This window comes from Paenibacillus sanguinis 2301083 = DSM 16941 (assembly GCF_000374825.1).
Lineage (GTDB): Bacteria > Bacillota > Bacilli > Paenibacillales > Paenibacillaceae > Fontibacillus > Fontibacillus sanguinis.
The window spans coordinates 1-13,603 of sequence record NZ_KB895396.1 but is presented as its reverse complement, the minus strand read 5'-3'; the positions used below and the strand labels follow the sequence as shown (position 1 = coordinate 13,603).

Below are 13,603 nucleotides of genomic sequence, written 5' to 3'. Positions count from 1 at the left end.
TGGCTGTTTTTATCGACACGTACTACTTTAGGGGGTTTTTGGTTGTGGCAAAATATATTTTCGTGACAGGCGGGGTTGTATCTTCGCTAGGCAAAGGCATTACAGCGGCTTCGCTCGGGAGATTGCTGAAGAACAGAGGCTTGAAGGTAACGATCCAGAAATTCGATCCATATATTAATGTTGATCCGGGGACAATGAGTCCTTATCAGCATGGCGAGGTATTTGTAACGGATGACGGGGCTGAGACGGACCTTGACCTGGGTCACTACGAACGTTTCATCGATATTAATCTTTCCAAGAACAGCAACGTGACTACGGGCAAGGTATACTCCTCGGTCATTGGCAAAGAGCGTCGCGGCGAATATCTGGGCGGAACCGTTCAGGTTATTCCTCATATCACTAATGAGATCAAGGAGCGGGTATTCCGCGCAGGCCGGGAAGCGGGTTCCGACGTTGTTATTACCGAGATTGGCGGTACCGTAGGGGATATTGAGAGCTTGCCTTTTCTGGAAGCGATTCGTCAGATCAAAAGTGATATCGGACGCGAGAACGTGATGTACATTCATGTCACGCTCATTCCTTATATCAAAGCAGCGGGTGAAGTGAAAACCAAGCCAACTCAGCATAGCGTCAAGGAACTTCGCAGCATCGGCATTCAGCCGAATGTCATCGTCTGCCGGACAGAGTATGAACTGTCCGATGATATGAAGGCGAAAATCGCCCTGTTCTGCGACATCGACCCAAATGCTGTTGTGGAATGTCGGGATGCTGCTACATTATATGAAGTGCCTCTGAATCTTCGCAATGAAGGCTTGGATGAAATTGTCGTCAATCATCTGAAGCTGACGACGCCATCTCCGGACATGAGCGAGTGGGAAAGCCTCGTTGAGCGAATCAACAAGCTGGAGAAGACGGTGGAGATTGCTATTGTTGGTAAATATGTCGCTTTGCACGATGCTTATTTAAGTGTGGTTGAATCCTTGTCGCATGCCGGATTTGCTGCGAATGCGGATGTAAAGATTCGTTGGGTTAATGCCGAGGACGTTACGGAGGACAACGTAGATGAACTGTTAGGGGGCATCGGCGGAATTCTCGTGCCTGGTGGCTTTGGTGACCGGGGGATTGAAGGGAAAATCACGACGATACGTTATGCGCGGGAGAAGAAAATTCCGTTCTTTGGCATTTGCCTGGGGATGCAGGTAGCTGTTATTGAGTATGCTCGCTCATTGGCCGGACTTGATGGGGCTAACAGCTCAGAGATCAATCCTGGTACGGAGTATCCGGTTATCGACTTGTTGCCGGAGCAAAAGGATATTGAGGACCTGGGTGGAACGATGCGTTTAGGTCTCTATCCATGCAAGCTGACAGCAAATTCGCTGGCTATGCAATGTTACGATGATGAACTGGTTTATGAACGTCATCGCCATCGGTATGAATTTAACAATGCTTATCGTGAGACGCTGGAACGCGAAGGTTTACATATTTCCGGGACGTCTCCGGATGGACGACTTGTGGAAATCGTAGAACTTCCCGATCATCCATGGTTTCTGGCGGTGCAATTCCACCCGGAATTCACTTCTCGTCCTAACCGCCCGCAACCGTTGTTCCGCGAGTTTGTGAAGGCTTCGCTTACCCATCTGTCATAAGGCGTAGTGAGCTCGTTCTGGCCGTGCCGAAGCAAGATTTGCCAGTAACATGAGCTGACGATTTATTAAGGTTCTTTTTTCCATTAGAGAAGGGATTTACAAATCGAAAGCGAATTATTGTATGTATGACCAGGATTGCTGGCGGTCTTGTAGGAGGGTATCACGGTGGAGGAGAAGAAAGTATTAATTGTCGATGATCAGAACGGTATCCGCATTTTATTAATGGAAGTGTTCAGCAGTGAAGGGTATACCACATTTCAGGCGGCCAACGGGAAGATGGCGTTGGAAATCGTTCGTAGCGACTCGCCTGATTTGGTGCTTCTTGACATGAAAATTCCGGGAATGGATGGTTTGGAAATTCTCAAGCATATCAAAGAGGTTAATCCGGACATCAAGGTCATCATGATGACGGCCTATGGGGAACTCGATATGATCAAGGAAGCGACAGATCTTGGAGCCTTGATGCACTTTACGAAACCCTTTGACATTGATGAAATGCGCGCAGCCGTTAATATGCAGCTGAAGCAGCGCACCACCTAGAGTGACTGAGAAATAATATAATCGTCAGGATCAAAATATTTCCCCAATGCAATGGGAACCTTTCCATTGTTGCCTTGGGGGATTTTTTTGTGAGCAAAGGGACTTGCATTGATCTGCTTCGTAAGCGGAAATTGAATCGGCTGCTGTGTTTTTGTTATATTTCCCCCTCAAGATTAATAAATTTCTCATTTTGTGCTTTCTTCAGAAGAAACGTTGAATAGTAATTTTGACAGGTTGTGTTATAATAAAAAAGTGTGTGAATGTCGGCTAAATAAGATAAATCCCATATCCTTAGGAGGATTGAAACCAATGCCATTAGTATCGATGACAGACATGTTGAACAAAGCCCTCGCCGGAAAATATGCCGTGGGTCAATACAACATTAATAACCTGGAATGGACTCAAGCCATTCTTGCCGCAGCAGAAGAAGAGAAATCTCCAGTGATTCTGGGCGTTTCTGAAGGTGCGGCACGCCATATGAGCGGTTTCTACACCGTTGTTAAAATGGTGGAAGGCCTGTTGCATGACATGAAAATTACGGTTCCTGTTGCGATTCATCTTGACCATGGTTCCAGCTTTGATAAATGTAAGGAAGCGATTGACGCGGGCTTTACTTCCGTTATGATCGACGGATCCCACCATCCGATTGACGAGAACATCGCCATGACGAAGAAAGTAGTTGAGTATGCCCATGCCAAAGGCGTATCCGTAGAAGCGGAAGTGGGTACCGTTGGCGGACAAGAAGACGATGTAATTGGCGGCATTAAGTATGCTGACCTCGCTGAGTGCGTACGTATCGTTAAAGAGACAGGTATTGATACATTGGCTCCGGCTTTGGGTTCCGTACATGGTCCTTACCACGGCGAACCAAACCTGGGCTTTAAAGAGATGGAAGAAATTCGTGATGCTGTTCAATTGCCATTGGTACTTCATGGTGGGACAGGTATCCCTACGCATGACATTACCAAAGCAATCTCGCTGGGAACTTCCAAAATCAACGTTAACACAGAGAATCAAATCTCCTTTACCAAAGCGGTACGTGAAGTATTGGCTGCTAAAGCGGATGTTTATGATCCTCGTAAATACATTGTTCCTGGGCGCGACGCGATCAAAGCAACCGTTGTTGGCAAAATTCGCGAGTTTGGTTCCAACAACAAAGCTTAAGATAATCGTGATTTTCCCCAGGCTGTACTTTGCTAGATTATATTGAGTTATGGTTTTTGGAGGGCATCATGAAAGCAGACTGCCCACATAAATAGGGTGACATGGAGAGCACACCGCTTAGACGGTGTCTTTCCATTTCTACCGCTAAATTAGGTGAACTTTGTGCCGACGCAATAGGTAGGGGGATTCTGGACTTATGGAGAAATTAATGATCCGTGGCGGACGTCCGCTACGCGGCAGTGTCTCAATCAGCGGCGCCAAGAATAGTGCGATCGCGCTGATTCCTGCTGCCATCCTGGCAGAATCCGAGGTTGTATTGGATAACTTGCCGGTGCTCAGCGATGTGGCGGTATATTCGGAAATTTTGGTAGAGTTAGGTGCGCGGGTGCTTTGGGAAGGCAGTCAAATGCGCATCAATCCTGCCGATATTCGCTCAATACCGATGCCTAATGGACCGGTAAAGAAATTGAGGGCTTCCTATTATATGATGGGGGCCATGTTAGGAAGATTTAAGGAAGCTACGATTGGCTTGCCGGGAGGGTGTAATTTTGAACCTAGGCCAATCGATCAACATATCAAAGGCTTTGAAGCTTTAGGAGCCACCGTGACTAACGAGCATGGGGCAATTCACTTGCACGCCAAGGAACTACGTGGTGCGAAGATTTATCTTGATGTTAGCAGCGTAGGGGCAACGATTAACATTATGCTGGCGGCTACCCGAGCCAAAGGCGCCACAATTATCGAAAATGCGGCCAAAGAGCCTGAAATTATAGATGTAGCTACCTTGTTGAACTCCATGGGCGCGGTCATCAAAGGAGCCGGCACGGAAACGATTCGTATCGAGGGCGTTGCCGAACTGAAGGGATGCCGCCATTCCATTATTCCGGACCGGATTCAAGCCGGTACATATATGATTGCTGCTGCGGCTACGCGCGGCGATGTCATCATCGACGGCGTGATACCCAAGCACTTGGAAGCATTAACAGCCAAGCTGATCGAAATGGGGGCCAGCGTTGAAGAATTGGATGAGAGCATCCGTGTAATCGGGCGTTCATCCTATGAGCATGTTGATGTTAAGGCCTTGGTGTATCCAGGACTCCCTACGGATGTTGGATCACCGATGACTAGCTTGCTGACGCAAGCTGATGGCGTGAGCGTCTTTAGCGATTTTGTGTACAGCAACCGCTTTAAGCATGTGCCTGAGCTTATCCGCATGGGAGCGAAGATTCGCGTGGAAGGTCGGTCTGCTATTATTGATGGAGGCATGCTGAATGCTGCGAAGGTGAAGGCGGCCGATCTCCGTGCAGGTGCCGCATTAGTCGTGGCGGGACTGACCGTTACAGAGGGTGTTACCGAAGTGACGGGTGTAGAACTGATCGACCGCGGCTATGACCAGCTAGTCCCTAATCTGCGTGCGCTGGGTGCTGACATTTGGCGGGAAGCCGAATAAGTTGTTGCTTACCCGCATAAGTCTGGCATAACAGGGAATACTGTGTCAGTAAGTCTATCATTTTTGCTGTATTTCATAGATTCCAAAAAAATTGAATAGGTGGTTATTTTATTATGGATTTGCAAATTGCTGATTTGGAAGGGATGAAGCTGACAGAGCTGTACAAGCTTGCCAAGCAATATCAAATTCCTTATTACGGTCAGTTGAAGAAAAAGGAATTAATCTTTGCGATTCTTAGGGCGCAGGCCGAACAAAGTGGATTGATGTTCATGGAAGGCGTGCTTGAAATTCTGCCCGAGGGTTACGGCTTTCTACGACCGATCAATTACTTGCCAAGCACAGAAGACATCTATATATCTGCCTCACAAATTCGTAAATTTGATTTGCGTACCGGGGACCTCGTCTCCGGGAAGTGTAGAACTCCCAAGGAAAATGAACGTTACTTCGGTCTGCTTCAGGTCAATGCGGTGAACGGAGAGAATCCTGCAGTCGCAGCTGAACGCCTCCATTTTCCGGCACTAACTCCACTTTACCCACAGACTAAGCTGGTGCTCGAAACTTCCCCAAATCACTTATCTACTCGCATTATGGACGTGCTGGCTCCGGTTGGTTTAGGACAGCGTGGTCTTATTGTTGCTCCACCTAAAGCAGGTAAGACCTTGCTGCTTAAGGAAATAGCCAATAGCATTTCTACCAATAACCCCGAGATCGAACTGTTTGTGTTACTGATTGATGAGCGGCCGGAAGAAGTTACCGATATGCAGCGATCAGTAAAGGGTGAAGTTATCGCCTCTACATTCGATGAGCTCCCGGAGAATCACATTAAAGTAGCAGAACTGGTGCTGCAACGTGCATTACGGTTGGTGGAGCATAAAAAGGACGTCGTTATTTTGCTTGATAGCATTACACGTCTGGCACGGGCATACAATTTGGTTGTACCTCCTTCAGGACGTACGCTTAGCGGGGGGATCGATCCGGCAGCTTTCCATCGTCCCAAACGTTTCTTTGGCTCCGCCCGGAATGTGGAGGAAGGCGGAAGTCTGACGATTTTAGCTACTGCATTGGTAGATACAGGCTCCCGTATGGATGATATTATATATGAAGAATTTAAGGGTACAGGCAATATGGAGCTTCATCTGGACCGGAAGCTGGCGGAACGCCGGATATTCCCTGCGATCGATATTCGCCGTTCCGGCACACGCCGTGAAGAGGTGCTATTGAACAAGGAAGAACTGGATACAATCTGGGCTATTCGCAAAAACATGAACGATTCTTATGATTTTGTCGAAGGATTCCTGAAGAAGCTGCGAGATAGCAAGACGAACGCAGAATTTCTTGCTTCGTTTGATGCTTCCGTGAATTCGTCTTCCAACAGCGGAGCACGGCGTCCGGTGCGTACAGGAAGCGTTTCTTCACGGACGAATTCCACCTCCTCGGGTGCGGGGAGCACAAATGGCAATAACGCCTAATCGTGAGTGTTCAAAATACAATTGATGGACTATGCAAATTGAAGCAAGAGGAGAACAACATGTACTTAGTGTATGCAGATGAGCAAGGGCAGGTCTACGATCACCCCTCATTGTACGGGCTTGCTCGTAGTGCGGATATGATTGTAGAGATTATGGAGGATGAACTGATTCCACTTCCGGAGGGGGCTACCCTGGTAGGGCTGCCGTCTACCCGGCCCATTGGCATGGACCCGGACACCGGTGAAATGAAGCCGCTCCCTGGCGATGTGCAGGCAGTAGGCGCTCTGCTCCCACAAGGCTATACACGTCTTTGCCTGCCGGGGTACGTGAAGACAGATAAGGACTATAAGCTTCCTTTGTTTGGTTACTCGGCGGTTGTGTGGAAGGACGGGCAGTTTTATGTTACGGCTCGGATGTCGGATGATCCCGAGAAATGGAATCCACTGAATTGCGATCCACTTGAGCTAAAAAGCCAGGTCAAATCCTATATTTCTCGTTACCCGGATAATCGTCTGTACGAGCATTTATCCAATTGTGCACTGGGATATGAGTGCTTGACGGCCTCCAATACGTTCTTGAACCGCTGGGAGGGGGCAGTGCCTGTCTCTTATTCCTGTAATGCAGGTTGTTTTGGCTGTATTTCCGAACAACCCGACGATAGCGGCTTTGTATCGCCGCAGACACGTATGAATTTTCGCCCGCGGGTCGAGGAACTGGTGGAGATCATGCTGGAGCATCTGACAACTCCGGAATCTATCATCAGCTTTGGACAAGGCTGTGAGGGAGAGCCCTCAACCCAGGCTAAATTGATTATCGAATCGATCCGTGAGGTTCGGCGTCAGACGGATATGGGCTACATCAACATTAATACCAATGCGGGCTTAAGCGATCATATCCGCGGTATCGTGGACGCGGGTCTGGACCTCATGCGCGTAAGCACCATCAGCGCACTGGATGGGCATTATAATGCGTATTACAAGCCGCGTGGCTACACGCTTGCCAATGTGGAGAAATCATTGCGTTATGCTGCGCAGCAAGGTGTGTACACTTCTATTAATTATCTGATCTTCCCGGGAGTTACCGATCGGGAGGAAGAAGTCGAAGCCATGGTCGAATTTGTTCGGCGCTCCGGTGTAAAGCTCATTCAGCTGCGCAACCTTAACATCGATCCCGAGAGCTATTTGGAATTGATTCCTAAGGCGGAGGGAGAAATATTGGGCATGAAGCAAGCTATCGAAATTTTCCAGCACGAGTTGCCTGACGTAGTGATTGGTTCCTATACTCATGTTCCTCCGGCTGAACTGGCTCGGGTCAAGGTTCGTGGATAAAACAAGCGATTGCGTCAAGAGATGGGCCGTGCTATAATTCGTTAGTGTATCATTATAACTCTGTGCACGATTGAGGCTCAGGGCGGAAAGAGGTGAAAGTGATGAACGAAGCAATTCAACCGAAATATCACGTAACTACGGTAACATGTGCATGTGGAAATACCTTTGAAACAGGTTCCGTGAAGCAAGACCTGCGCGTTGAAATTTGCTCCAACTGCCATCCATTCTTCACAGGTAAACAGAAATTCCTGGATGCTGGTGGACGTGTGGATAGATTCAAAAAGAAATACGGCATCTAAGATTACGTTAAACAACCATTGGACGAGAACGTCCCTTGCCACCAACTGGCAGGGGACGTTTTTTTTTACGGTCATGATTCTTGATCTATTTCTTGAACTCCACGCTTTGTTTGAGGCTGGTCCATTCTTCATTCTTAATGATACCTAGGCGCCATAGAGCGATGCCTTTAAGATCATGCCGCTTTGCCAATCCGACTAGCGTCTTGACGGAGGTCTGATTCTCACTGTTCATATTCATCCCGAGAATAAGCTTGTTCTTGGAGGTTTCCTTAAGCGCAAGCTGAATCGCTTCTTCAACCTTGTTGGCAGGCTGCGGTTTATTGCTGTTGTCGCCTGGCAAATAATCATACGCCATAATGACCAACTCATCGGCAATCGCGCCCAGTGCCTTATAGTCGTAACCTTGGTAGGATGAGTTCAGCGGATGTAGTGCCAAGGCCAGCTTCAGGCCCGAGTTCCCGGCCTGCCGGGCAAGGTCTTTGACAAAGGAGGTGAAGGCTTGTCTTGTGGATGTTTTGTCTGTCGTTAGTCCAAGACCCTCAAAGTCTAGCAAAATACCTTGAAAGGATTTGTCCTTGGCCGTATCAATCATGTCCTTGATGACTTGCTCGCGGAGTGTAATATCCTCGATGATTTTGGTCAGTTCACCCTGGGTATCTCCGGCATAGACCATCAGGTAAGGCAGGGTGCGATCATTAGCGGCTTCCTCAACCAGTGAATCGGGTGTAACATCCCCGGCGGCCTGAGGTAACTTGTAATCGTCCCCTGTAAGTGTGAATTGGCCGTTTTTGTCGATGCGGCTCCAGCCGAAAGCAACGGCATCGAGGCTTGGAATAACGTCCACTTCCGAATAGGAGGAAATGGCATAGAAGCCCAGCGTATACAGACGTTTTTGTGGAGATATGATGGAAACGGTGCGTGTAGCCTGATTCCAGGCAACTCCGGCCCCGAATTGCTGACTGAAAAAACTGAGCGGGATCAAGGTATTCCCATTGATGGAACGTGGTGCAACGGCTAGCGTAACAGAGTTATTGTTAACCTTGGCGGTATTGCTATCTAAGGTTAACTCGACTCGCAGCGCTCTAGCCCCTCCTCCTTTGACGGCCGTAATGGCTTTCGCTGCTTGATTCCAGGTCACGGAAATACCCAGAGCTTCCGAAATGGACCGGAACGGCACGAGCGTGGTTCCATTAACGATGACCGGATCTCCAGAGAAAGCCAGAGGGTAGCCGTCCAATAAGATTTGTACAGGAGCAGCCGCACTTGACTGGGATGGATGGATGCCGGCTATGCCTCCAGCCATGAGTGTGGCAACCAGCAAGAGTTTTCCAATCTTCTTCATAATGCTCTCCTCTCTCATGATATGTCATCTGTTTTCTATTCTATTAATATATCAAAATAAGGTGTCGAAATCTAAGTAGAGCTGTAAAAAATCGGCAGAATCAAGCGTCCGGGGAGCGGCGGTTGCAATTTGAACAGGCATGAGATATACTTATTTTCACCGTGCTAGACGGGGAGGTAGCGGTGCCCTGTAACTCGCAATCCGCTATAGCGAGGTTGAATTCCTGTTAGAGGTCTTGTCGATGTGAGGTCTGGTCTTTATGGCTGGCGTTGACGGACGGGTCCTCCGCAAGGAGCGCCTGTGAACCTGGTCAGGTCCGGAAGGAAGCAGCCATAAGCAGTATTGTTCCTGTGCCGGAGGGTTGCCTGTTCTGAGCTATGGCATAAAGGTGCCGCTCGGATCGCAATGATCGATAACAGGTGCACGGTAATATTAGGATGACACAAGCATACATCTTTGTCTGTGGACAAGGGTGTTTTTTTTGTACATAGACCAAGGGGCTATAGTATAATAAGGAAACGACATCCGTCGTTTATGGAAAGGAAGAGGTGCCGCATTATGGAGCATATTGCGCTGTACCGTGCTTGGCGGCCGCAGTCGTTCCAAGACATGGTGGGGCAGCAGCATATCGTCCGTACGCTACAGAATGCCATCCGCGAGCAGCGGTTGTCGCATGCTTATTTATTCAGTGGACCACGTGGAACGGGTAAGACCTCAACAGCCAAGATTTTGGCCAAGGCCGTGAACTGTGAGAGAGGACCAGCGGCAGAGCCTTGTAACGAATGCGATGCGTGCCGGAGAATCACTACTGGTGCCGTAATGGATGTGCTGGAAATCGATGCCGCATCCAACCGCGGGGTGGAAGAGATTCGCGATCTGCGCGAGAAGGTGAAATACGCCCCTACGGAAGTGCGACAGAAGGTTTATATTATCGATGAAGTTCATATGCTGACTACGGAAGCATTCAATGCGTTGCTGAAGACGCTGGAGGAACCTCCGCCCCATGTGATGTTCATCTTGGCGACAACGGAACCTCACCGCCTTCCGGCTACGGTGATTTCGCGATGTCAACGCTTTGACTTTCGCCGGGTTTCATTGGAGGAACAAAGCGCCCGTCTTCGGGTAATATGTGAGCAGGAAGGCATAGAGGCCGAAGAGGAAGCCATTGAATACATCGCCCGTCTGTCGGATGGGGGGATGCGGGATGCGTTAAGCATTCTGGACCAGATTGCTTCCTTCTCAGATCGACAGGTCTCTTACCAGCAGGTCTTGGATATGACCGGAGGAATCGCTTCGCGGCAATTTGCCGAGCTTGCGAAAACTTTGCTAGCCGAAGATGTTGGCGGCATGCTGCAAATGATTGAAGGGTTCATGCAAGAGGGAAAGAGCGCCGATAAGTGTATGGAGAATCTCCTCTACTACTTCCGTGATTTGCTGATGGTGAAGTTGGTGCCGCAGGCAGACAAGCTAACGGAACGGGTATTGGACCCGCAGGACTTCGCTGAAATTGCCCAGTCCTTCTCCAAGCCCCAGCTATTTCGCATTATTGACACCCTGAATCATTATCAGACAGAAATGAAATATGCTGTTCAGCCGCAAACGCTGTTTGAGGTGGCGTTGTTGAAAATCTGTACGTTGAATGGTGAAGAGGCTAAGGAGCAACCAGCGCAGGCCCGTGCCACTCAGTCGGCCGATGCTTCTGAGATGAATCAGCTAAAGCGCCAGATCTCTGAACTCGAAGCCAAACTGGAACGGGCGGTTCAAGGGGGGCTCTCCGCTTCGGGGGGAGGGAGCTCATCCGCATCCACCCAGCGCCCTGCACGAACCCAGGCTTCCCGAATCGCTTCCAAGGCCAAAATTCCCTCCGGTATGGAGCAATATCTTGCTGCTCGTACCAGTCCAGAATTTATGGAGATCCAGAACAAGTGGAATCAGGTGTTGCAGGCAGTCAAGGAAGAGCGGGTAACCATCCATGCCTGGTTCATGAATGGAGAGCCGGTCTCATTATTCGAGGATAAGGTATTGGTTGCCTTCAAGAATGATATTCATCGGGAGACTACGGAGAAGGCGGCGAACAAGCAGCTCATCGAGAGTGTGCTGGAGCGCAAGCTAGGAGCCCCATACCGTCTTGTTACGATGATGATAAAGGATTGGAACGATGCCATTCAAGGTACGTCTGAGCAGCCTGGCGAACCGTTTGCCTTGGAGCCTCCTCCTGAAGATGGCGGAGATAGTAAGGAACCCTGGGTTGACGAAGCCCTGAATATCTTTGGTGATGATTTGGTTGTCATTAAGGAATAAAAATCACAAAATGTAGGCTCGAATTATACAGATCATCTGAAGGAGATGTGAACAACGTGAATAATATGAACCAAATGATGAAGCAAGTAAAAAAAATGCAAGAGCAAATGCTGAAAGCGCAAGAAGAACTGGCTACCAAAACCGTGGAGGGCAGCGCCGGAGGTGGCGTGGTTACTGCTGAGGTGAATGGCCATAAAAAGCTGCTTGCCCTAACAATCAAGCCGGAGGCTGTGGATCCGGACGATGTAGAGATGCTGCAGGATCTGGTGCTTACCGCTGTAAACGATGCTTTGACCAAAGCCGAAGAACTGGCTAATCAAGACATGGGTAAATTCACGGGCGGAATGAAAATTCCGGGCCTGTTTTAATTTTATAAGCTGAAGGAGAGGCCCCATTGTATTATCCCGAACCGATCGCGAAGCTGATCGATGCGTTTACCCACTTGCCCGGAGTTGGTCCCAAGACGGCGGCCAGATTGGCCTTCCATGTGTTGCGCATGAAGGAGGACGATGTCATTGATTTCGCCAAAGCGCTGGTTAGCGTGAAGCGTAATCTGCATTATTGCTCTGTTTGCTGCAACATTACGGACACGGACCCTTGCCGTATTTGCCAGGATAAGACCCGCGATGCGTCGGTGATTTGTGTTGTGCAGGAATCCAGGGATTTGGTAGCCATGGAACGAACAAAAGAATTTAATGGCTATTATCATGTGCTGCAGGGAGCCATCTCACCGATGGAGGGTCTGGGTCCTGAGGACATCCGGCTTAAGGAACTGCTCAACCGTTTGAGCGATGAACGGGTTAAGGAACTCATTCTGGCCACCAATCCCAATATCGAAGGGGAAGCTACAGCAATGTATATTTCTCGGCTGGTGAGGCCGTTTGATATTCGTGTCACCCGTATTGCCCATGGGCTGCCCGTTGGCGGCGATTTGGAGTATGCCGATGAAGTAACCTTGTCGAAGGCGCTGGAAGGGCGCCGCGAGCTCAATTAACAAAATAATTAAAGCTTGTAAGAAGAACTTTAAGCCATTGGCGCAAGCCAGGGCTTGAGGTTCTTTTTTGCGTGTGGCAGGTTCTAAGTTTGTCCTCTTTTCGATACATATGGAATAAACCATAGGGGAGGGGAAGGACGATGAAAATCTGGAAATGGTGGGCTGCTAACCGAGTGAATAGGCTGTTTAGAGGAGAAATGCTTGAACATAAGCGTGAACTTTACGGTGAGGTGGCCAAGGCGCTTAAGGAGTGGGAGCGAGCCAACATTGCCTTTCAACAGGCGGTAGGGCCGGATGAGGTAGATGTGGCTATCTATACTCTTGAGGCAGCCGAACGGAGATACCAAATCCATTTAAAGGCGGCCAAGCAGGCCAAGCTGGATTGGGATGCTTTTCGTTATGGCTCGTTTTTTGGAGAGAGCTCTTAATTCTATATAAGGGAGGAAACCATGGTGAAGCTGGCGCTCGCAGGTGTTCTTATCGTATCATTGGTATCGTTGCTTTACATCCTGTTCTCGCGCAAGTTGGGGTTCGCTTGGATTACAAGACTGGGCTTGCATTTTGTTCTGGCTGCTTTGGGCATCTATGTCATTAATTTCTCAGGACTTATCACAGAAGCATATATCCCCCTAAACCTGGTGACGGTAAGCACAGTGCTTGTGCTTGGGCTGCCAGGGGTAGCATTGTTACTGGGCTTGAAGTTAATCATGATTTAATGGTTGACTGGGATTTGTGATATGTGGTACATTATAAATCGCTTCTCCGCTGGGACAAGCTTGCACCCGAAGCTGTACAAAGCTTTCGAGAAAAAAAGCTTGACTAACGGTATGCCAGCATGATATCTTATAAAGGTCGCTGCTGAAACGAAGCGATGATAAAAATGAAGGTTTGATCTTTGAAAACTGAACAACGAGTGAGTAAGAAATAAGAGAACGAAAGTTCTCGTCAGCAAGTTTACATGAGCAAGTCAAACAACACCTTTATTGGAGAGTTTGATCCTGGCTCAGGACGAACGCTGGCGGCGTGCCTAATACATGCAAGTCGAGCGGAGTGATTGGGGAGCTTGCTCC

Annotated in this window: 13 protein-coding genes, 1 rRNA gene and 1 other RNA gene; 14 read left to right on the top strand and 1 reads right to left on the bottom strand. The window is 48.8% G+C overall.

Annotated elements, in window-relative coordinates:
- The first annotated feature begins 44 nt into the window (after nucleotides 1–44).
- The 7 genes from C557_RS0120550 to rpmE all read left to right on the top strand — a co-directional run bounded on the left by C557_RS0120550 (nucleotide 45) and on the right by rpmE (nucleotide 7,896).
- On the top strand, nucleotides 45–1,646 hold the full coding sequence (locus C557_RS0120550; protein ID WP_018753741.1) for a CTP synthase: 1,602 nt from the start codon (nucleotides 45–47) through the stop codon (nucleotides 1,644–1,646).
- A gap of 165 nt (nucleotides 1,647–1,811) precedes the next feature.
- Entirely contained in the window at nucleotides 1,812–2,186 is a 375-nt protein-coding gene (locus C557_RS0120545; protein WP_018753740.1) for a response regulator, read from the top strand.
- Nucleotides 2,187–2,495: 309 nt separating this feature from the next.
- Nucleotides 2,496–3,350 (top strand): class II fructose-bisphosphate aldolase, encoded by an 855-nt coding sequence (locus C557_RS0120540; protein WP_018753739.1) that lies wholly within the window; start codon nucleotides 2,496–2,498, stop codon nucleotides 3,348–3,350.
- 196 nt (nucleotides 3,351–3,546) lie between these two features.
- Nucleotides 3,547–4,800, top strand: a complete 1,254-nt coding sequence (locus C557_RS0120535) for a UDP-N-acetylglucosamine 1-carboxyvinyltransferase (protein WP_018753738.1) — start codon at nucleotides 3,547–3,549, stop codon at nucleotides 4,798–4,800.
- Nucleotides 4,801–4,913: 113 nt separating this feature from the next.
- Nucleotides 4,914–6,269 carry a transcription termination factor Rho gene (rho, locus tag C557_RS0120530; RefSeq protein WP_018753737.1) on the top strand — a complete coding sequence of 452 codons (1,356 nt, stop codon included), beginning with the start codon at nucleotides 4,914–4,916 and terminating at the stop codon, nucleotides 6,267–6,269.
- Between the two features lie 59 nt (nucleotides 6,270–6,328).
- On the top strand, nucleotides 6,329–7,597 hold the full coding sequence (locus C557_RS0120525) for a radical SAM family protein (protein WP_018753736.1): 1,269 nt from the start codon (nucleotides 6,329–6,331) through the stop codon (nucleotides 7,595–7,597).
- Between the two features lie 101 nt (nucleotides 7,598–7,698).
- Entirely contained in the window at nucleotides 7,699–7,896 is a 198-nt protein-coding gene (gene rpmE / locus C557_RS0120520) for a 50S ribosomal protein L31 (RefSeq protein WP_018753735.1), read from the top strand.
- A gap of 85 nt (nucleotides 7,897–7,981) precedes the next feature.
- Here the strand turns inward: rpmE and C557_RS0120515 are convergent, their stop codons facing one another.
- Nucleotides 7,982–9,238, bottom strand: a complete 1,257-nt coding sequence (locus tag C557_RS0120515; protein WP_018753734.1) for a stalk domain-containing protein — start codon at nucleotides 9,236–9,238, stop codon at nucleotides 7,982–7,984.
- A gap of 159 nt (nucleotides 9,239–9,397) precedes the next feature.
- On the opposite strand from C557_RS0120515, the gene ffs reads away from it, so the two are divergent.
- The 7 genes from ffs to C557_RS0120485 form a co-directional block, all read left to right on the top strand.
- An RNA gene (ffs, locus tag C557_RS24620) (signal recognition particle sRNA large type) lies at nucleotides 9,398–9,665 on the top strand.
- A 131-nt stretch (nucleotides 9,666–9,796) separates the two neighbouring features.
- Nucleotides 9,797–11,539, top strand: a complete 1,743-nt coding sequence (dnaX, locus tag C557_RS0120510) for a DNA polymerase III subunit gamma/tau (protein WP_018753733.1) — start codon at nucleotides 9,797–9,799, stop codon at nucleotides 11,537–11,539.
- A 56-nt stretch (nucleotides 11,540–11,595) separates the two neighbouring features.
- On the top strand, nucleotides 11,596–11,907 hold the full coding sequence (locus C557_RS0120505; RefSeq protein ID WP_018753732.1) for a YbaB/EbfC family nucleoid-associated protein: 312 nt from the start codon (nucleotides 11,596–11,598) through the stop codon (nucleotides 11,905–11,907).
- Between the two features lie 26 nt (nucleotides 11,908–11,933).
- Nucleotides 11,934–12,533 (top strand): recombination mediator RecR, encoded by a 600-nt coding sequence (recR, locus tag C557_RS0120500; protein ID WP_018753731.1) that lies wholly within the window; start codon nucleotides 11,934–11,936, stop codon nucleotides 12,531–12,533.
- 140 nt (nucleotides 12,534–12,673) lie between these two features.
- Entirely contained in the window at nucleotides 12,674–12,961 is a 288-nt protein-coding gene (locus C557_RS0120495) for a DUF2508 family protein (RefSeq protein WP_018753730.1), read from the top strand.
- A gap of 21 nt (nucleotides 12,962–12,982) precedes the next feature.
- Nucleotides 12,983–13,249: a pro-sigmaK processing inhibitor BofA family protein gene (locus tag C557_RS0120490; protein WP_018753729.1), complete on the top strand. Its 267-nt coding sequence runs from the start codon at nucleotides 12,983–12,985 to the stop codon at nucleotides 13,247–13,249.
- 264 nt (nucleotides 13,250–13,513) lie between these two features.
- Nucleotides 13,514–13,603 (top strand): 16S ribosomal RNA (locus tag C557_RS0120485); the annotation flags it as partial.